The organism is bacterium (assembly GCA_030019025.1).
GTDB lineage: Bacteria > Hydrothermota > Hydrothermia > UBA1063 > UBA1063 > UBA1063.
Genome location: JASEFR010000005.1, coordinates 29,127 through 48,356, shown reverse-complemented (window position 1 = coordinate 48,356; position 19,230 = coordinate 29,127). Strand labels below are relative to the sequence as shown.

The window sequence follows — 19,230 nt, the reverse complement described above, 5'->3', positions numbered from 1 at the left end:
GAAAATTTGAGCCTTTTATATGTTTCGCTTCTTTGTATCACAGAGCTTAATAGGATTTAACTTGCGTCTGAAACTGGGTCAATAGCTTCTTCAAAGCGTAAATTTACACGACAATCCCTGAGAATAACCAAACTGGGATTCCCACGATGTCTCCGTCTTTAAATGCTATATCTTTTGTTACGTTAACTCCTCTTCCGTAGACCCTTTTCATTCCTATGTAATCGGACTTGCTGACATTATTCAGGTATTTGACTTCAATGGGAATCAGTTTGCCCTCACGTTCACATACGAAATCGATTTCGTTTCCCCTTTCAGAGTACCAGAAGTATGGTCCCTTGAAGAGATTTAGTCCATAGAGTGTTATATCTTCATCTCGTAAAATATGTCTTAAGGTTATCATTTCTATAATTTGTGGGATTCCTATATTTTTCCCACCTATTTCAGCAACGACATCGGCAATGATTTTATCGATGGGGTAGACTTTTTTATGCTTCTTTGGCCTTATGGTTTTCGACGAATAATCGACAAAAAATAGATTAAATATGATGAAGCTATAAGCTAAGTATTCCATGTATTTTTCGATGGTTTCCAGGCTCTCAATCCTGCCAGAGAAGACCTTCACCAGGGAGTTCCATGAGAACCTCTGCCCTACTATATCCGGTAGTTTTCTTAAAATTTCTAACACTTTGATTCTGGAACCTATATATTTTTCAGCATCACTTAGCACGAAATCTTTATATATACTCACACTTGTCTTAAGGGAATTCTCTCTTGTAAACTCATCTATTGCCAATGGGAATCCTCCAGAATTCAAGTACCTGTAGAAATATTCTTTGATTTTTCCATTTTTGAATTCGAGCGCCTTAAGGTCACTCTCTGTTAGAGAGAAAATATTCATCAGAGGTATTTGGTCGGTTTCTTCGCCTACATTCTTGAGATATTCTCTGAAGGTTATGGGCATGTAAACCAGATCTTTTCCAAATCCATTTCTTCCGGGCAGTTTTTCACTTGATTGTTTAAGGTCATATGCAGAAGAGCCGCTGAGAACGACTATGGTGTCATCCAGGACACCTGCATCTGCCATAAATTTTATCGTTAGTGGCCACTCCCTAATGAGTGTTATTTCATCAATAAAAACGTACTTTTTGCTGTGCAAATTTTTGCCAAAGGTTTCAAAGTAGAGTTTAAGAACCTCATTGAGTTCAAACCTATCCCTGACCCCATCGCAGGTTAAGTAAAATATGCTGGTAGGATTGACGCCATTTTCGAGGAGTTCTTTGATGTATAGTTTTAAAAAAGTTGTCTTCCCTACCTGTCTTGGCCCGCGTATCGTATAAATTCCAGGCTTGTCAGGGTTGATTTCCCTGAAAATTTTTTCGGGAAAATAGCGGAAAGAGCTGTTCTGGTATTTTAAAATGTTACTGTCAGAATTTATTGCTGATCTCTCCTTCCACCAGGGATTTAACAGGTAGAGTTCGTCAATTTGCATTGATTTCCCCCTTTTTATTTTTCCACCAGGAAATATTACAACATATGTTGTCGGAATTTGCAGAATCTATTCGGTAAAAGCGTGCGATTTTGTCGAATGCATTCGATAAAAACCGACAATGTTGCCTACTACACTTTAATGACAAGGGGCAACGGTTTTGCAAAATTTAGGAGTCTCTCTGCTGCTTAAGATCTGCGTGATTTTTTCAATAATGCTATTTTTTTATCTTATTTTCAATTTGAGGGTTTCGTCAATTTCCAACTTTTCTCCAGTGATGGTAGTTATCACAGCGTAGAGTTTTAGCGTGTACGTACCCTTTCTTTCTCTAATTGCCTCTTTTACCGATGGTGACTGCAGTTCTTCTGGTACGGGAATAAACTTCTGAAGGTTTCTTATGCTTTGTGCCCTTACCCTGACAGGCTGGTTTATGTAGTCTCCTTCAGACACTTTTTCGTCGTTTATGTAAAATTCGTAAGTCATCTTATCAATTTGAACGTCGTGATGCCCTTTGTTTATTACCGAAAGCTGGTAAAGAAAATCAATTTTCTTCAGTTCAATATTAGCAAGTTCGCAGGAAATGGGCTTGAAGGAAATTGTTGGTTGTGTCCCTCGAGAAGTTTTCACTGCACAGGCAGAGCTAAAAATCAGCAGACTAAACAGTAACGCCTTCAAGGCGTAGTAAGTATTTCTTCCATTCAATACCACCGCCAAAACCTCCTATTTTGTTTCCACTTTTCAAAACCCTGTGGCAGGGCACAATTATGGGAAAGGGATTTTTAGCCATGGCATTACCTATGGCCCTTGCCCCACCACTAAGGCCAACCTTTTCTGCCAGCTTCCCGTAAGTAATAGTTTTGCCATGGGTAACATTTTCCCTGAGATAGGTGTAAATCTTCTTTTGAAATGGAGTTAGCCTTTCAAAATCCAGCTCAAATTCTGAAAAATCTATCTTTTCTCCGTTAAAATAATGCTCAAAGGCTTTTTTCAGATTCATAAGGAGGGGATTTTCTTCCCTTTTACCCTTCAGTTCTTTAAAGGAAGTTTCGTAAACCTGATTGCCCAGAACCGAGAAGTAAAAATTTCCGGGAGGGGCCGAAACAAAGTCCACGAAGGGGATTGACGCAAGGTCTTCAAGAAGTTCTCTGACATTTTTTTTGAGCAGAGGGTGTCTTTTGTCGGGGGCAATTTCGTTTAATGGTTTTAAAACAAATTCCCGATATTGCATGTCAGGGTGAGGAATTCTAAGATTCGGTGTGTCCAGCACAAGGTCATCGTAAAAGATAATGTCGATATCAATGGGCCTTTCCCTCCAACGTCCTCTCTCTTCGCGCCCCATCTTTTTTTCTATGTCCTTAACTTTTTCAAGGAGGGCTAAAGGTTTAAGGTCCGTTTCCAGAATGAGGGCAGAGTTTAGAAAGTCGGGCTGGTTGAAGTAACCGTAGGGTTTCGTTTCGAAAAATTGAGAAACTTTTAAGACCTTTCCCAGCTTAGATAACTCTTTTATTGCCCTTTCTAAATTTTCCTTTCGATCCCCTAAGTTGGAGCCAAGAGAAAGAAAAGCTAAGCTCATGGATAGATCTTTTCCAGCATCCTCGGGAATGGGATCGTTTCGCGGACATGCCTTAGCCCGCAGATCCAGGCCACCGTCCTTTCGAGCCCGAGCCCATAACCACCGTGGGGTACGCTTCCATACCTCCGCAAGTCCAAATACCACTCAAAAGCTTCCTGTGGTAGATTGTATTCTTTAATTCTCTGAATGAGTGTTTCAAGGTCATCCTCCCTCTGCGAGCCACCCACAATTTCCCCGTAGCCTTCCGGAGCGAGGATGTCCATTGCCAGAGCAAGATCCGGATTTTCGGGGTCTCGTTTCATATAGAAGGCCTTGATATTGGCTGGATAGCGGTGAACGATGACGGGTTTATCAAATTCTTCAGAAATGGCGGTCTCCTCGTCGCCACCAAAATCATCTCCCCATTTTATATCAAATCCTTTCTTCTGCAAAAGTTCAATAGCTTCGGTATAAGTGATTCTCGGGAAAGGCTTTTTAATCCTTTCAAGTTTGGAAATATCCCTCTCTAATATTTTTAACTCTTCTTGCCTTGTCTCCAGAACTTTTTCCACAATATAGGTAATCAAACCTTCGGCGTTTTCCATGACATCGGGCAATTCCGCATAGGCTATTTCCGGTTCCACCATCCAGAATTCCATTAAATGCCTTCTGGTTTTTGATTTTTCAGCCCTGAAAGTGGGTCCAAAGCAGTAAGTTTTACCGTGTGCCATACAGGCAGCTTCCTGATAGAGCTGGCCCGATTGTGATAGATAGGCTTTTTCACCGAAATAGTCGGTTTCAAAAAGGGTCGTGGTCCCTTCGCAGGCGGCGGGTGTGAGAATGGGGGAGTCAATCCTTATAAATCCGAGGTTATCAAAGTAGTCGTGTATCGCCTTTTCTATTGTATGTCTTATTCTCATTATTGCCCACTGTCTTCTCGTTCTGAGCCAGAGATGCCTTATGGGGAGCAGGACGCCGGGGTCCGGGATGTTGTCCTCTCTCACTTTCGAAATGGGGAAATTTACAGATTTGCTCACAATTTCAATGTAGTTGAGGTCTAATTCCACTCCGCCCGGTGCTCTCTCGTCAGCCCTCACCTTTCCCCGAACGATAGTAGATGTTTCAAGAGTAAGTTCGTCAAAAAGGTCAAAATATTTGTCATCAATCTGACCCTTGACCATTACGCATTGGAGGAATCCGCTACCATCTCTTACTATGACAAATCTGACCTTACCCGAGGAACGTTTGTTGTAAATCCATCCCCGGATCTCTACGTCTTCACCGATGTGGTGTTTTAAGTCGCTGATATAAATAAACTTTCCCATGATTTAATTTTACGATGGAATGGGCGTCTGTTCAATGGATGAGTGTTTTAAAAATCAGGTTATTTAAGGGCTTGAGCTGAAAATCCACAATAAAAGCACCATAATTCAAATATGGAAATTGAAGTCTTTGATCTATTTGCGGATGATTGTGACCAGTGGTATGAAAGGAATTATTATCTCTTTCAGTCAGAGGTGAAGGCCTTAAAGAAAGTTGTGCCTGATGGAATCGGTCTTGAGGTAGGTGTGGGAACGGGAAGATTTGCAAAGGAACTGGGTATAGAATTTGGTGTTGACCCTACGATATGAAATAACCTCATAAGATATAAGCTATTTGTGAAAATAACGAGAAAGTTGGGTTGATTAAATGTTTTAGGTTAAGATTTTCTGGAATGGTAGGATTCACAGTTGATTTGAGATTAACCATCGGTCAGGTTAGATCCTATTAGATCCTATGCGTTTTACTTGTCTAAAGTGGTCTGCAAATAACCAGTGATTTTAAAAATTGTAAATTCTCATTGAGGCCTATACTTCTATTTGAACTTTTGGAGGTTGTATCTCTTGATTTTTGAATATAGATAAGTCCGTTCGATTTTTAAAATTTTGGCGGTGGCTCTTATACCCCAATTGTTTTCGTTTAATATATAGGTTATATATTCTTTCTCAAACTGCTCTTTGGCTTCTTTCAATGGAATCTGTCCTGATAGCTCAAATTGAAATTTGTGCTTATGTTCGGTCCATACTTCCATTAGATCTTCCAGGTCAATAGTGGTTTTTTCCGGGAAGGTTAGGCATAGGTTACGCACAAAGTTCTTCAATTCTTGAATGTCTCCAGGCCAGGGATATTTTTTAATTTGCGTAATTACGTCTTTTTGAATAGTTTTTAGCGGTATGTTGTACAGATTTGTGTAGTACTTTACGTATTGATTGAAAATATAAGGAATATCATCTTTTCGCATACTTAGGGGTGGTATAACGATTTTAGAGTCTTCAAGTATGTTGGATAATGCATTGTTGAATTTTCCCTCCCTTGCAAGTATCTTTATATCTGATACGGTACCACAGACTATTTTGAGAGAGTTTGAAACGCCCTTGTTTTCTTCAAGCATATTTTTTGCAAATAAGTTTAGGATTTCTTCTTGAAGTTCGTCAGAGGACTCTTCTATCATATCGAGAAGAATCGTTCCTGTAGTAATATTTGAAACAACACCATAGGGTCCAAAAACAGCTGAGTTATGTTGTTTAGGGGGGATAAGTGCTAAATTAAGATATTTGAAAGTCCCGCTTTTCCTGCCTGAAATTTCGTGAAGAAATCGAGCAGGAGTTAGCCTGTCCCCTCCTTTCTGGGAGAAAATCAGGTTTATCTTAGGAGAATCACACTCTTTCTCAAGGTAGAGTTTCACACGCTGCATCGATTTTGATTCAAATACCTCATTTTCGCGTTCCCAGAGAAATAGCACTCGCTGGGTTTTGAGTTCATAGTCTTTTAGGCAATTTTTAATAGTAGACAGAAGCCTTTCGAAATCTAAGGGTTTTTCTATAAAATCGAAAATCCCTAAGCGTGCAGTTGCTATTGCGTCTTTTATAGTACCGTGTCCCGTAATTACAATTACGGGGAGGATACTATTTATTTCCCTTATTTTTGTAAGAAATTCTACTCCATCTATTATAGGCATACGCAGATCTAATAGGATCAGGTCAAAATTATTGTCCTTTACTAAATCAAGTGCTATTACGGCGTTATTAGCTGTTGAAACTTCATACCCCTCATCTTCTAAACTTTCTTTAAGTAAGGTTCGGATATGTTCTTCGTCGTCGACAATTAAAATATTATACTTGCGCATCAATTTCCTCCTCGTATTTTAATTTCAATATTACAGTTGTTCCCTTGTTTTTCTTGCTCTCAACATTTATGGAGCCCCCGAGACTTTCTATAATTTCCTTAGTAATTGTAAGTCCAAGACCAAACCCTGTGGTCTTGGTACTGTAGCCAGGCTCAAATATTTTGTTGAGCTCTGATTCGTCTATTCCAATGCCGTTGTCTTTTATTATGATGGTTACAAGACTTGTAGTCGTTCTTTCGACTTTAATTTCAACATAGCCATTATGAGGGTTAACTGCCTCTATAGAGTTGTTGATCAAGTTGGATATCGCCATTTTGAATAATTCTGCATCCAAGGGGAGAATGATCTTATCTGGGCAATAAGACCGAAAGGAGACATTAGGATAGTTGATTTTTGCAGATTCGAGAACCTCGGTGATCAATTTACATATATCATATTTACTTAAATCTAGCTGTTTATTTAAGTATAACTTGATTAGATTTCGAAGGTGGTTGTTAATTCTTTCTGCTTCCATTTTTATGATTTTTAGGTAGTTATCTAGGTTTTCTCTTGTCTTTACATTTTCTTGGCTTAATTTCTTTTTGATCCTTTCAACGGCAATTAATATTGAAGATAAGGGATTTTTGACCTCATGAAGGATATTTCTGGTGAGTTGCGCCCAAGAGATAATGTGTCGCTCCTCCATTATTTTAGTTACATCTTTCATAATGCACAGATAGGCCCCCGTCTTTAAATGTCTTCTAAGTGGTATGCACCTGAAAATAAAAAGATGCTTCTCTCCCACGTTTATTTCAATTAATTTCTCCAGGGTTCGATTTTCTTTGATCGAAAGAAGAATCAAATCAAGGATATCTTTTAATCGTGGATCTTCGAGGAGGTATTTTATATGCACTTGAAAATGTGTATTTGGACTTATAAATGGAATCAGGAATGCTTTCATTTTGCCATTAATGTACCGAACAAGTTTTTTTTTGTCGATCACAATTACAAGCTCGTCCGAGAACGAAAGAAAAGTTTTGTGTACAAAAATATCAAAATCAATTCGGGATATAACATAAGCAATTGATGGTAGTAGAATTAATGAACCAAGCACGATGACGGCGATTAGAAGTTTCTTTTTGATAAGCAGGATGTTAGGTATCACTGAAACTATCTGAACCCCATTGGGTCTATTCAATATGAGGCCATTTTTTCCCTTGCCATGAAAAGCGTAAACAGAGTTTGTATTTTTAAATCTCACAATTTCGTTTCCGAAAAGGTCGAACATTGTCAAATCTGGTGAATTTTTAAACCTTATAATTGAATATATACTTTTTTCTCCGAGAGCATTTGAAACTAAAGAAACGCTAGAAATTTCCTCGCTGAAATTGCGAAGAAAAAGATTTGAGTTATAAAACAGTGCAAAACAAGAATCGTCATAAACAATCGCTAATTTAAAGGGTTTACCCTCTACCAGCCCAATTGTATTAAGTTTTGACCCGGTGACTGTAAAAAGTATTTGCTGAGACACGCGGGAGCCAAGGCCGGTAATTGTTGCAATAATCTGTTTTTTTGCGCTCTTAGTGAAAATTATTGCAGAAGTGTCAACAATAATTGCATGTAGAACAGAATCTGCAGGCATCCTGAATATTTCTTGAGAGGAAGTCGAGTCTCTTGAATAAAACACTAGTTCTGTGTCAGTTTTTAAGCAAAAGTAAATTTTACCCTTAGATGAAGCTGCGTGTATAACTTTTCCTGGTAATAATTCGTGCTTCTCCATCTCTTTTGAGGTGAGTGTTGTTAGGATTGTATAATTTCCTTCTGTAGAAATGAATAAAAAAATTATTTTATTAGGGTTGTTTTCGTTTTGGACAAAACAGTATAACGTGCTATCCGTTTTAATAGCAAATTCTTGAAGGTTCAATGCTTGTAGCGTGAGATTATGGTTGAGGTAGTATAATTTTTTCCTATCTTTTGAAAACATGATTAAATACTTTAAATTCGAAGTCTGAAAAGTCTCGTCAGTCGACGTAGCGGATGCAAGAAATAGGCGTTCATGATCTGGATTTTCTGCAGGAATAACGGTAGTTATTGTTTTAAGCGTACTACTCAATATTGTTAACTTGTTTTGACTACTGTCAATTATTATCAATTCCGGATCAGCATTCCCTATAATGTTACACGTTAAGGAGTAATATGGCCCATTAAATTCCATTTCAACTTTGACGTCGAACAGGCTGTTCCGGCTTGGTACATTCGAACAAAGCACCAAAATCAGGAGGGTTAAAATATGCATACCTATGCGCTTATAAGAGTATTAATCCCAATATTAGGACAAGACAAAATGAGAACAATCCTGTCAGCAAAGTGCCAAGGGTATGGGTTTTATAGGCTGTCGGGAAATCCATGTTTGAAAACTGGGAAACCACCCAGAAGTAGCTATCATTTACATGTGACACGATCATGCTACCAGTAGCGATGGAACACACAGTTAATACTCTTCCAATGGGAGACGAAAGTCCAAGAGTACCTAAGATCGGCTGCATGATCGAGGCAGTTGTTATCATTGCAACTGTAGACGATCCCTGAGCAGTTTTTAAAATCAACGAAATCAGGAAGGGTAATAACAACGATAATTGAGATCCGAGGAGGAAATGTGTCACGATATCAAGCAATTTGCTGTAGCGCAGGACGTTTCCAAGGCTACCACCTGCACCTGTGATTAAAATAATCATCGCGGAATTCGAAAAACCTTCTGCAATCCACCCTTTCTGGCCTAATTGTTTGGGATTTTTTTCTAATGTGAAAGAAATAAGCATTCCAGTCATCATAGCTGTTACAGGATGTCCTAAGAAGTCTACTATATTTGACAGCTGGGGTATGGTTCCTATCCAAGGTGACATAGTTGAAAATGATCTAAGAAGAATTAAGAGTATAGGAACTATTATAGGCAATATCGCTAGTAGTGGGTTTGGTAGAGTGTAGTTTGAAGATTTAGTATTTTCGTGGTGTTTTCTGGTATCAATAGAAATGTCGTATCTTGATGCAAAATATTTTGCGAAGAGATATCCTACAATTGTTGTGGGAAGAGCCACTAAAAAACCTATAAGAATTACCGTTCCTACATCTGCTCCAAGTATTTCTGATGAAGCTAAAGGACCAGGAGTAGGTGGTATGAGGGTGTGACTGGAATATAACCCCAAACTTAATGCTGTAGCATATGTTGCTAAGCTTATTTTCGTTTCTTTTGCCAATGCCCTATTCAGAGGGGCCAAAATAATAAAACCTGAGTCACAAAAAACTCCAATGGAAATTATGAAGCCAGAAATTGCCATTGCGAGAGGGCTTCTTGATTTTCCAACAACTTTAATAATAGTTTGTGCTATAGAAACCGCCCCACCAGATTTTTCCAAAAATACACCAATTACTGAACCGAATGCAATCACAATCCCAATGGCTGCAAGAGTGGAGCTAAATCCTTCACAAATTCTATCAACGACTTCTCTTAACGGCATCCCGCTTATAATCCCGAATATGTATGCTGAAAAAATTAAAATCAGAAATGTATGCAATCGAAATTTTACTATTGATAGTATAATAAGGAGCATCGCAACGGCAATTGCAATCAACGATAAGGGTATATATAGCATCGCTATAATTATAATAAAAGCTTAAGGGGAGAACAAGCGTTCTCCCCTTAAGCTTTGAATACTAATAAGGATCTACCTCAGAAAGAGAGCTGTGTTCTTACAACGACTGATCCCTTTTTCTGTGCATCGGTGTAGCATACACTTGAGTCATCAGATATGTTTCTATAGGCAATCATAACTTTCAGTTTGTTGCCAACAATCAAATTCAATCCCCCGATAAGGTTTTTGACTGGGCTGAACCCACTAACTTTTGGTTCAAAGACACTATACTTCACCACAGGTTGAAGGGAAATTTTACTTGAAATCTGCTTTGAATAGCCGATCATCACATAATATCCATTAAACTTTTGGGGGTTAATATTATTGGGACCCATGGTGAATAAGGTATCTGCCATTCCAAAGTCATATTCTGCGCGTAAGTCAAAGTTGAAACCGGTGTAATTGATGTCTATACCTGAAAAAGCCCTTTTCTCTCCACTTGCATAAGCCCTTATTTGATATGTATGCCCTGAAAGGTAAAATCCGTCGAATAAATTCAGAGTGATTCTTCCACAGAAATCTTTGTAGTCATTATCATCTCCCTGTAAAACAGCCAAATTATAAGTAATCTTTGAGACATTTCCGGAAATTCCTAAACCATAATCCATGCCCTTTCCAAGCACACCAACTAATCCAGAGACTTCTGAGAAAAATGGGGTTAGCTGGTCAGGTGGGTATGTGTACCATTCCTGATTTGAAGGTGCTACTAATTTTCCTGCACTAACATTGAAATAGTTCGCTAATTTGATATCTACCCAGCCCATTAGGAATCCGGAATTTTGAAAGTCATACCATACATTGAAACCGAATTGTTCGTCAAAGTTATCACTGAATATTAACCATACAAAGGGCATGTAAAATTTACCTGTTTTTGGACCATCGATTGTATATTCGTAGTTTGATATTACGAAACCGCTTACTTTTGCGCTAATCCTTTTTGCGGGGATTATCAATAAAAATAATGTAAACATCAAAAACTTTTTCATGGTTCCTCCCATTTTGGAGTGCGCGGAGGCGACTCTCGCCTCCGCGCAGATTAACATTTTACTCCATGTTTGGTGATAAAGGTTTTCCATATTTCACGACTTCTTTTTGAAGTTCTCTAACTGTATCCAGTGCCTTTTTGAAGCATTCCTCTGTATATTTTGTTAGTAGTTCATCCGCTTCTTTCTTTTTCCCTTGTGCGTAAAGTTTTACCGCTTTTGCTTCAACAACCTTTAAGCCCGCTGCGAATTCGGCCTCTAGGTCATCAAAAGCCTTTCTAACTATAGGATGTCTTATGTGCCATGTGCTACCTATTTCATCTCCTTTAGTTAGATCAAGCAATTTTCTGACTTCCCACCAAAGTGAGTTCGGTGAGTATTTATCTGGTTTGGCTTCATTTGGTGGAGTAACTTTTGTTCCTGCCTCTCCAGCATTCGTGGCAAAATCCGGAAGTCTTGTGATATTTGCAAACACAGGTATATATACGCTGTTACAGGGTGCCACAGGTGCCCACCACATTACAGCAAGGTGATTGCTTCCAGGGGGTGGGAGTATGAATATTGCTGAACTTGCAGTATTTCCCCATGTGAAGTTTGCTGGTGAGGAATGCATACAAATTGTGAGGAAATCAGGAAGCGCTGGGTTAAATTGCGGCCCCTCGAGGAATGTAGTTTCATAATGGTCTCTCAAGATTCTCTTGAACCAATTTTCATCAATAGTGCCTTCTCTCTCTTTTAATAGTTGTCTGTATCTCATGGCTCTTATATGTGATACCTGAGCCGGGGTATAGAAATCAACATATGCAAGTGCAACATTGAATTCATCTGTTCTATCCTTAGGCCACCATCCCTTTTTGACTGCATAATCCACCAGGTCTGAGCTGGCCAGATCCCATTGTGTAGTAATGCTTGGCTCGTTTGAGATTGCATACGTTCCGTGAGTAATCCTTTTGGCTACCCAGCGTTTACCATAGGTTTCAACTACCCATGCTTCTTTCCAATCTGCTACAATATATGAATTATCGTAACCTCCGCTAGCGTGATCGGCTGTTGGTACACCTGAACCAAATTGTCCGTAGGTTTCCACTAGTTTTCCGATCCATTCTACTGCTTCCCTTGCGGTTTTAGACCTTTCAAGTGCGAGGCGAAGGATGTCCATTCCAAGTAGGCCAAGTTCTCCCTTGCCAGATTCTTTATAAGCCTTTGCGGCTTCCCTGAATGTTTTTGTGAAGATTGCCTCATTCCCTATCGCAACCCCATACTCGTTTATTCCCTCTTCGTACCCCCAGCACCAATATGGGCTTGACCCAATGGTAGCATACGTTTCTTCTACTTGTGGGATAGAAATGTATTCAAGGTTCAGCATTGTTCCCTTAGGCCACTTTTGTCTGGGGTGAAACTCAAGTGGCTGGCAGTCAAATATCGGTCTGTCGCTGTTTTTCCCTAGGATAGTATATCCGGATTTTGTCGCATCTGGGAGAGCCACACCGGTGTCACAGGCAGCCACAATTGCAATGCTTGCGATTGTGGCTAGTATCACCGCTCCTACGGTTTTTGCTGATTTAAGCATTTGAAACCTCCTTTTAAGGTAGATAAATTATAAGATAATGGGGATGTTATGTCAAGTTATTTATAAAAAAAATGTATAAATTTGTTAACAACTTGACACATCTGTTGGATATGTTTATAATTTTAGCGAGGAGGAGATAATGGTTGATGGTATCTGGTTGTTCATAATTTTCCTCGTGGCAATTTTGTTTATAATAATAATGACGGCAGTAGTGAGGATGAATGCATTTTATGTTTTGCTCATTACTGCCCTTGGAGTGGGTATTGCTGCTGGTTTACCGGCCGAAAAAATCCTAGAAGCCATCAAAGAAGGGTTTGGAAACACTATGGCATCTATCGGAATCGTGATAATATGCGGCACAACAATCGGCGTAATTCTTGAGAGAACGGGAGCTGCTTTTAGTATGGCTAATTTTATTTTAAAGATTGTAGGGACCCGGTTAATACCTTTAGTGATGAGCATAAGCGGTTACATTGTGGGAATACCTATATTTTGTGACTCAGGATTTGTGGTTTTGAGCACTCTGAATAAGGCTCTGGCAGAAAGAGCGAAAGTCAGCATGAGTGTGATGGCGGTGGCACTTGGTTCAGCTTTATATTCAGTTCATTGTTTAATACCCCCTCATCCTGGTGCAACAGCCGCGGCTGGAATAGTAGGTGAGGACCTTGGTCGTGTAATGCTCTTGGGCTTGCCTGTTACGCTGTTTCCTGCCGCTGTTGGATACATTTGGGCGGTAACAGTGGGAAGAAAATATTTTGTACCTGCTGAATCCGAAGTTAGGTATGAACAACTTCAAGAGCAATATAAGAAATTACCAAGCCCTCTGCATTCATTTATACCAATAATATTACCAGTGATCCTCATTGCGACAAAATCAATTATATTAATGCCAGGTATCTCGATCGGAAGTGGCTTTTTTAAAAATTTTGTGATATTTGCGGGCGAACCGCAGCTCGCTTTGTTAATTGGGGTCTTTTTTTCACTTACACTGGTCAAGTCGTGGAATAAAAATGTATTAGATAAATGGTTGTTTGATGGTGTTGAAAAAGCAGGTTCTATCTTGGCTATTACGGCTGCGGGTGGCGTATTTGGGAATATTTTGAAAGTTACCCATATCGGTGATTACATCGGCGGGGTGCTTACAAATCTGCACTTGGGAATTTTCCTTCCGTTTCTCATAGCTTCGGCTCTGAAAACAGCGCAGGGTTCTTCTACAGTTGCTATTATTACCACTGCAGCAATTGTTGCTCCTATGTTGCATAGTTTAGGTTTGGCGGCTGGGTGGGGTCCAGTGCTAGCTCTGTTGGCAATGGGTTCTGGCTCAATGGTTGCGTCCCATGCGAATGACAGTTATTTCTGGGTTGTTTCGAGATTCTCCAATCTCGATGTTCCAATTGCTCTGAAGGTATATACTACAGCGACGATAGTTATGGGGATCACATCAATGATTGTAATATTTATAATATCACTTATATTGCTATGAAGTCAATAGTAGATTTACGTAGGGATATTAAAGAGCTGTTTCGATACGGATTACTCGCCGTCGATCCGTATCACATAATTAAAAATACAGTGAGGATATCAGACGATTCTATTTTTATAAAAAATGGGACCAGCGATTCACAGTCATTTGATCTTCGGCAATTTAAAAGAATTTATGTTTTTGGCATGGGGAAAGCGACTGCCTTTATGGCAAAAGCACTTGAAGAATTACTGGGGGACAAGATAACAGATGGCCTGATAGTTGTAAAATACGGGTATACAGCAAAACTAAATAAAATAAGGATTGTTGAGGCCGGACATCCTGTTCCCGATGAAAATGGATTTAAAGCTGCTAAGGAAATACTAAATTTCCTTAAAAGTGCAACAGAAGATGATCTTGTTTTCTTTCTAATATCAGGAGGAGGGTCAGCTTTACTGCCTTATCCCGCAGATGGTATTACTCTGGATGAAAAGATTTTCACAACTAAGATTCTTTTAGCCTGTGGGGCTAATATTCGGGATATGAATGCAGTGCGAAAACATATTTCGGAAATTAAAGGCGGACAGTTATCCAGGCTCGCTTATCCTGCGACAGTAGTAAGCCTCATACTTTCAGACGTGATTGGTGACCGTCTTGATACAATTGCTTCAGGGCCTACAGTTCCGGATGAGACTACTTTCGCTGATGCTTTTAATGTACTGGAGAAATATAATATTAAGGATAAAGTTCCGAAATCGGTGGTTGCAAGGATCGAAATGGGCCTTCAAGGGAAAATTCCGGAGACTCCAAAACCAGGAGAGGATGTATTCCGTAAGACTTATAATTTTATTGTTGGGAATAATTACATTGCTCTGCAAGCGATAAAAGAAAAAGCAAAGGATCTAGGATATAATGCAATTATTCTCTCTTCGATGGTCGAGGGGGAAGCTAGAGAAGTTGCAAAAGTGTTGTGTGCGGTTGCAAAAGAGGCAATGAAATCAGGTAACCCGATATCTCCTCCTGCTTGCATAATATGCGGAGGCGAAACTACAGTTACGGTCAGTGGGAATGGTCTCGGTGGAAGGAATCAGGAGTTGTGTCTTTCAGCAGCTATTTTACTCGAAGGCGAAAACAACATTGTACTTATGAGCGCAGGTACCGATGGGACAGATGGCCCCACGGATGCTGCTGGTGCTATTGTAGACGGCACTACCGTGGTTCGAGCACGGAAGTTAGGATTAAATCCACAAGAATATTTAAAAAATAATGACTCGTATAATTTCTTCAAAAAAGTTGGAGACTTATATATTACTGGTCCAACCAACACGAATGTAATGGATGTTCAGATTGTTCTAGTAGCTCAGACAAAATAGAGAGGAGCTGTGAGAAACAATGGGCCCGCAAGTTCCTGCGGGCCCATTGTTTCGCCTTGCAGTTGTGTTATTCTATTGGAAGAGGAACTTTCTTTTGTTTCGTCCAGCTCTTCAAGTAATCAAGATAGAGATATTTTATTCCTAATGATTTGACCATTTTTTCAAGAATTTCGTTTAAGAGTTTGTATTCACTTTCGACTCGTGTGCAGTTCTCGTTTACAAAGGATTGTAAAAGGTTTACCGCGTCAGCATTCTTCCCTTTCCTAACTAGATCGAGTGCTGTAGCTTCAACTGTCTGAATCCGATTCAGCTCCCACTTTTCTGTCTGCTTGAATACCGATTGGGCTACTGGGGCGAGTGCCTCGTAGTTGAGGTCGCAGAGAAGTTTTACGCGGTTAGCCCACCACCATGGTGAGTTTGCGTTGTAATCGCTTGTACCTGTTGCGTAATTTGCAGGTACTTTCACGCCTTGGAAGTAGAATGGTTTAAAGACATTTACACAGGGGTTTGAAAAACTTGCCCAGTATACCTGCCTCAAGAGTGGCGGCATGTTGGATCTGAGATGAGCAACCATTGAAGCCGCGGTGTGATATCCAGATTTTGGATTATCATGCATGCATAATGTTGCCCAGAACGTTTCAGCTGCACCCCAACGTGGTTCCACAACAGTACCTTCATGGTGATCTCTGCAGATATTCATCATTGTTTCCACTGTAATCCTGCCATATTGTTCCATCATACGCCTTAAGCTGGCATTCCGTCTTATTTGCATGTCCCCAGGATTCGCGCCTTCCTTTGTCCAGTATGCTCCATAGTCGCGTGCAAAATTGAAGTCAGCTCTGCTTTTTGTCCAACCCATTTCGATCGCATGGTCTATTAACCTAGGGTGTGCCTCATCCCAGTCATTTTCAATTGTGTAGATATTGGAAATTGAATATACGCCGCTCGTAATCTTCTTGGCAACCCAATATTTACCAGCCGTTTCCAAAACCCATGCTTCGTTAGGGTCCGCAATTATAAATGAGTTGTGATAATTTGCATTTCCCCATTCTCCCTTATACTCGCAATCTCCACATTGACCATATTTTTCGAGGAGGTCAATTATGACATGCATTGCCTCATAAGCTGTTTTTCCTCTCTCCAAACCAAGGCGCAACAAATCCATTCCCAAAAGACCCTCACCCCATTGATAAGGCTCTTTTGACCACACAGCCTCATTCCCAATTGCGACTCCGAACTCATTCATTCCCATCTCGTAGCCGTACGTCCACCATATTTTTGACCCAATATGTTCATATGTCTCTTTAACTTGAGGGATTTCAATGTATGTGCATTTCACAGTGGATCCTGGTTTCCATGTCTGACGAGGGAAGTGGACAAGAGGTTGCGCTTCCATAGGAGGTCTGTCGCTGTTCTTTGCTAATATAATTGAGCCATCAGCGGTAGCATCTTTCATGGCTACCCAAGTATCACACGCAGATGCCTGCGCTGAGAGGATAGCTGCTAAAGTCACTACTACTCCTGTGCTTCTTAGTACTTTTAACATAGCACCCTCCTTGTAGATTTTTAAAGTGTATATCTTCTCCCGGGATTTGTCAATATTATATTTGTTAAAATAAATAGACATAGACGTCCAACCCTTAATGCACTTTTGCTTCCCCGCGTTGAGGAAAAACAAAAATAATTTAAAGAATTTCTTCTATGTGTCTCTTATGAGGGTTGAAATGTCTAGCGAAGGTATCGGTGCGCTCAAACTCGCAATTCAATATATGTCCTCTAATTTGTTGACTTGCAGAAAATCCGCTGTGGATTTATCGAACTAATGCCCTTTGATGAAAATGGAAAGAAGACTACGTCAGGGAAGAGGTATTCTACGACAGAATGAAAGCACTGGGAGAAATAAGACCTCTAAGTGGCACTTTCGGTGATGGACCTGCAAGATATTTTATCATAAAATTACCTCAAGGCGAGGTGAACGTAGGCCTTATCTCTGCTTTATCTCACAAATTCTGTAGTTCTTGCAACCGCGTAAGACTCACAGCCGACGGCAACCTTATTCCCTGCATAGCATCGTCTGTAAAATACGATCTAAGAAGTATCCCGAGAAGCAAGAATCCTGATAAGATTGAGAAGCTAAAGACAGTTTTAGAGAAAGCCATTTACAACAAACCCTTAGAGCACCAAATGGAAAAAATACGCCCGACGAACGAGTTGCGAAAATTAGGTGGATAAAAAGTTGAAAACAGGCAATACCGTTCTGATTTTTCCTTAAAACTTAAAATTAAAACTTATCCCATAGTTTTTAACAAAAACATCCACCATAGATGATATATTGATCCGCATCGAGGAAGGTGATAGATATTCTCTTCTTGAGAAGTTCCGATACAGTAAATAAGTTAGACCCAAATCAACGACAGGATAGATGCTTAGCATTTCGTCTGGAATATCTTCAGTAAAAAGTAACGTAAGTCCACCCACGAGGTATGATGCAAGAGCAGGGGAAAAGGCAATTATTAAAGCATTGCCAAAGGAAAGGTCTCTGTCTTCTGAGAGCTTCAATCCAACGCCATATCCAGCGGCATATCCTAGGAACGATGTTAAAGCCCTAACCTGTCCTTCCATTTGAACATTGTGAAGTATTAGAGGCAAAAACTCTGCCCCTAGAATTTGAAGCTTAGCTTCAAATAGTGCGTCTCCTTCCGTAACATTCTTAGAATTTCTGAAAAGCAAAAAGGTTCCATAACTCTTAAGCAGAGAATAAAGTGCGGCTCCCCTCATTCCATTTTCAGAAAGACCTCTACCTGTAATTATCAAGTTGAGCATGTTGGCTTCATAAAAAGAGTTATAGCTATTTACAGATTTTCTAAATATGATGCCCGGTTAGATTCCAGTTTTCCTCACAATATAGCGGTCAAGAAAATTTGACGTCATAGATAACGGGAAAACACCTTTTACATCACTTACCACATAATAACCTTGCACTGCGCCTGATATTCCACCAAGAAAGCCCGCGAGAGCCTCGGGATACGAGATGTTTTTCGCTGAGTATAGTGAATAGCCAAACCACGCCACAGGTGTCAAAAGTCCTACTGCCCCGCAGCATTGCCCTTGAGTTCAAATAGTGAAGGGAATGACCAGCTGTACAGAGAAAACCCCAGCAGTGTCTGGCTGATTGTGTGGAAGGTTCTTCCCGAAGTACCAGCTTCTGAAACTGTGCCTTTAGGCATATTATACACTTCAACGGTTCCGTCTTCGAAAGTTACAATTACTAATCTGGGCTGCGTTTTATCATCTTCTTTCACAATCAGGATGTTCTTTGCCTCTTTGGAAAGCTGTTTGCTTATAGACTCTCTTATGTCTTCAGGTGCTGGCTCCGTTTTTATAATGCCTCTTGAGCCAATAATGTAGCTGGCAAGGTCAAAGCCGCACATAGTAACCAAGCAGTAATTCTCATTTGCACCTCCATTTTTGCGAATTTTAAGGACTATTTGATAAATTTGCTATTCCTATAGCATTTTTGCTTATAAAGGAGTACATCAATCGGTCATGTTAGACCCTAATTTTTAGAATTGTGATATTTTTTACCTGGAAAGGCAGATTGCAATCTCTAATTGATCTGTAAAAGCATTCAAGAAGAATTTGCGCTAACGCACTACGATTGTACCAAAGCAGTAAGTTTTACCGTGTGCCATACAGGCAGCTTCCTGATAGAGCTGGCCTGATTGTGATAGATAGGCTTTTTCTCCGAAATAGTCGGTTTCAAAAAGGGTCGTGGTCCCTTCGCAGGCGGCGGGTGTGAGAATGGGGGAGTCAATCCTTATAAATCCGAGGTTATCAAAGTAGTCGTGTATCGCCTTTTCTATTGTATGTCTTATTCTCATTATTGCCCACTGTCTTCTCGTTCTGAGCCAGAGATGCCTTATGGGGAGCAGGACGCCGGGGTCCGGGATGTTGTCCTCTCTCACTTTCG

At 40.0% G+C, this 19,230-nt stretch carries 16 protein-coding genes and 3 pseudogenes; 4 read left to right on the top strand and 15 right to left on the bottom strand.

Going from position 1 to position 19,230, the window contains the following annotated elements; translation table 11 throughout:
• Nucleotides 1–103: 103 nt before the first annotated feature.
• The 5 genes and pseudogenes from QMD82_02220 to asnS form a co-directional block, all read right to left on the bottom strand.
• A complete protein-coding gene (locus QMD82_02220) occupies nt 104–1,489 on the bottom strand; it encodes an ATP-binding protein (protein MDI6850738.1) in 1,386 nt (461 codons plus the stop codon).
• Nucleotides 1,490–1,711: 222 nt separating this feature from the next.
• Complete coding sequence (locus tag QMD82_02215) at nt 1,712–2,188, bottom strand: hypothetical protein (protein MDI6850737.1); 477 nt, start codon at nt 2,186–2,188, stop codon at nt 1,712–1,714.
• Complete coding sequence (locus tag QMD82_02210) at nt 2,142–2,483, bottom strand: MGMT family protein (GenBank protein ID MDI6850736.1); 342 nt, start codon at nt 2,481–2,483, stop codon at nt 2,142–2,144. Before QMD82_02210 ends, QMD82_02215 begins: the two co-directional genes overlap by 47 nt.
• Nucleotides 2,484–2,612: 129 nt before the next feature.
• Nucleotides 2,613–3,059: pseudogene (folK, locus tag QMD82_02205) on the bottom strand (2-amino-4-hydroxy-6-hydroxymethyldihydropteridine diphosphokinase).
• Nucleotides 3,056–4,363 (bottom strand): asparagine--tRNA ligase, encoded by a 1,308-nt coding sequence (gene asnS / locus QMD82_02200; protein MDI6850735.1) that lies wholly within the window; start codon nt 4,361–4,363, stop codon nt 3,056–3,058. Before asnS ends, folK begins: the two are co-directional and overlap by 4 nt.
• A gap of 111 nt (nt 4,364–4,474) precedes the next feature.
• Between asnS and QMD82_02195 the strand changes: the two genes are divergently transcribed.
• Entirely contained in the window at nt 4,475–4,669 is a 195-nt protein-coding gene (locus QMD82_02195; GenBank protein ID MDI6850734.1) for a hypothetical protein, read from the top strand.
• A 224-nt stretch (nt 4,670–4,893) separates the two neighbouring features.
• Here the strand turns inward: QMD82_02195 and QMD82_02190 are convergent, their stop codons facing one another.
• From QMD82_02190 to QMD82_02170, 5 genes are all read right to left on the bottom strand, one after another.
• The gene (locus tag QMD82_02190; GenBank protein MDI6850733.1) at nt 4,894–6,204 is read right to left on the bottom strand and encodes a sigma-54 dependent transcriptional regulator; all 1,311 of its coding nucleotides are present in this window, start codon (nt 6,202–6,204) and stop codon (nt 4,894–4,896) included.
• A complete protein-coding gene (locus tag QMD82_02185) occupies nt 6,191–8,398 on the bottom strand; it encodes a HAMP domain-containing sensor histidine kinase (protein MDI6850732.1) in 2,208 nt (735 codons plus the stop codon). Before QMD82_02185 ends, QMD82_02190 begins: the two co-directional genes overlap by 14 nt.
• Nucleotides 8,399–8,489: 91 nt before the next feature.
• On the bottom strand, nt 8,490–9,833 hold the full coding sequence (locus QMD82_02180; protein ID MDI6850731.1) for a GntP family permease: 1,344 nt from the start codon (nt 9,831–9,833) through the stop codon (nt 8,490–8,492).
• Nucleotides 9,834–9,910: 77 nt separating this feature from the next.
• Nucleotides 9,911–10,858 carry a hypothetical protein gene (locus QMD82_02175; protein ID MDI6850730.1) on the bottom strand — a complete coding sequence of 316 codons (948 nt, stop codon included), beginning with the start codon at nt 10,856–10,858 and terminating at the stop codon, nt 9,911–9,913.
• 58 nt (nt 10,859–10,916) lie between these two features.
• On the bottom strand, nt 10,917–12,425 hold the full coding sequence (locus QMD82_02170) for a C69 family dipeptidase (GenBank protein MDI6850729.1): 1,509 nt from the start codon (nt 12,423–12,425) through the stop codon (nt 10,917–10,919).
• A gap of 139 nt (nt 12,426–12,564) precedes the next feature.
• Here QMD82_02170 and QMD82_02165 point away from each other — a divergent pair, with 139 nt between their 5' ends.
• Nucleotides 12,565–13,908, top strand: coding sequence for a GntP family permease (locus QMD82_02165; GenBank protein ID MDI6850728.1), 1,344 nt, complete (start codon nt 12,565–12,567; stop codon nt 13,906–13,908).
• Entirely contained in the window at nt 13,905–15,260 is a 1,356-nt protein-coding gene (locus tag QMD82_02160) for a glycerate kinase (protein ID MDI6850727.1), read from the top strand. The genes QMD82_02165 and QMD82_02160 overlap by 4 nt, the downstream gene beginning before the upstream one ends.
• 67 nt (nt 15,261–15,327) lie before the next feature.
• Here the strand turns inward: QMD82_02160 and QMD82_02155 are convergent, their stop codons facing one another.
• Nucleotides 15,328–16,806, bottom strand: a complete 1,479-nt coding sequence (locus tag QMD82_02155) for a C69 family dipeptidase (GenBank protein MDI6850726.1) — start codon at nt 16,804–16,806, stop codon at nt 15,328–15,330.
• A 308-nt stretch (nt 16,807–17,114) separates the two neighbouring features.
• Between QMD82_02155 and QMD82_02150 the strand changes: the two are divergent.
• Nucleotides 17,115–17,492 (top strand): annotated as a pseudogene (locus tag QMD82_02150) (hypothetical protein).
• Between the two features lie 36 nt (nt 17,493–17,528).
• Here QMD82_02150 and QMD82_02145 read toward each other — a convergent pair.
• From QMD82_02145 to QMD82_02130, 4 genes and pseudogenes are all read right to left on the bottom strand, one after another.
• A complete protein-coding gene (locus QMD82_02145) occupies nt 17,529–18,083 on the bottom strand; it encodes a hypothetical protein (GenBank protein MDI6850725.1) in 555 nt (184 codons plus the stop codon).
• Nucleotides 18,084–18,140: 57 nt separating this feature from the next.
• Nucleotides 18,141–18,332 carry a hypothetical protein gene (locus QMD82_02140; GenBank protein MDI6850724.1) on the bottom strand — a complete coding sequence of 64 codons (192 nt, stop codon included), beginning with the start codon at nt 18,330–18,332 and terminating at the stop codon, nt 18,141–18,143.
• 14 nt (nt 18,333–18,346) lie between these two features.
• A complete protein-coding gene (locus tag QMD82_02135; GenBank protein MDI6850723.1) occupies nt 18,347–18,700 on the bottom strand; it encodes a hypothetical protein in 354 nt (117 codons plus the stop codon).
• Nucleotides 18,701–18,922: 222 nt separating this feature from the next.
• Nucleotides 18,923–19,230 (bottom strand): annotated as a pseudogene (locus tag QMD82_02130) (asparagine--tRNA ligase).

Coding starts and splice junctions, on each gene's coding strand:
- QMD82_02220 (MDI6850738.1), bottom strand. CDS start 1,489: ATGCAAATTGACGAACTCTACCTGTTAAATCCCTGGTGGAAGGAGAGA.
- QMD82_02210 (MDI6850736.1), bottom strand. CDS start 2,483: ATGAATCTGAAAAAAGCCTTTGAGCATTATTTTAACGGAGAAAAGATA.
- asnS (MDI6850735.1), bottom strand. CDS start 4,363: ATGGGAAAGTTTATTTATATCAGCGACTTAAAACACCACATCGGTGAA.
- QMD82_02195 (MDI6850734.1), top strand. CDS start 4,475: ATGGAAATTGAAGTCTTTGATCTATTTGCGGATGATTGTGACCAGTGG.
- QMD82_02190 (MDI6850733.1), bottom strand. CDS start 6,204: ATGCGCAAGTATAATATTTTAATTGTCGACGACGAAGAACATATCCGA.
- QMD82_02185 (MDI6850732.1), bottom strand. CDS start 8,398: ATGGAATTTAATGGGCCATATTACTCCTTAACGTGTAACATTATAGGG.
- QMD82_02180 (MDI6850731.1), bottom strand. CDS start 9,833: ATGCTATATATACCCTTATCGTTGATTGCAATTGCCGTTGCGATGCTC.
- QMD82_02175 (MDI6850730.1), bottom strand. CDS start 10,858: ATGAAAAAGTTTTTGATGTTTACATTATTTTTATTGATAATCCCCGCA.
- QMD82_02170 (MDI6850729.1), bottom strand. CDS start 12,425: ATGCTTAAATCAGCAAAAACCGTAGGAGCGGTGATACTAGCCACAATC.
- QMD82_02165 (MDI6850728.1), top strand. CDS start 12,565: ATGGTTGATGGTATCTGGTTGTTCATAATTTTCCTCGTGGCAATTTTG.
- QMD82_02160 (MDI6850727.1), top strand. CDS start 13,905: ATGAAGTCAATAGTAGATTTACGTAGGGATATTAAAGAGCTGTTTCGA.
- QMD82_02155 (MDI6850726.1), bottom strand. CDS start 16,806: ATGTTAAAAGTACTAAGAAGCACAGGAGTAGTAGTGACTTTAGCAGCT.
- QMD82_02145 (MDI6850725.1), bottom strand. CDS start 18,083: ATGCTCAACTTGATAATTACAGGTAGAGGTCTTTCTGAAAATGGAATG.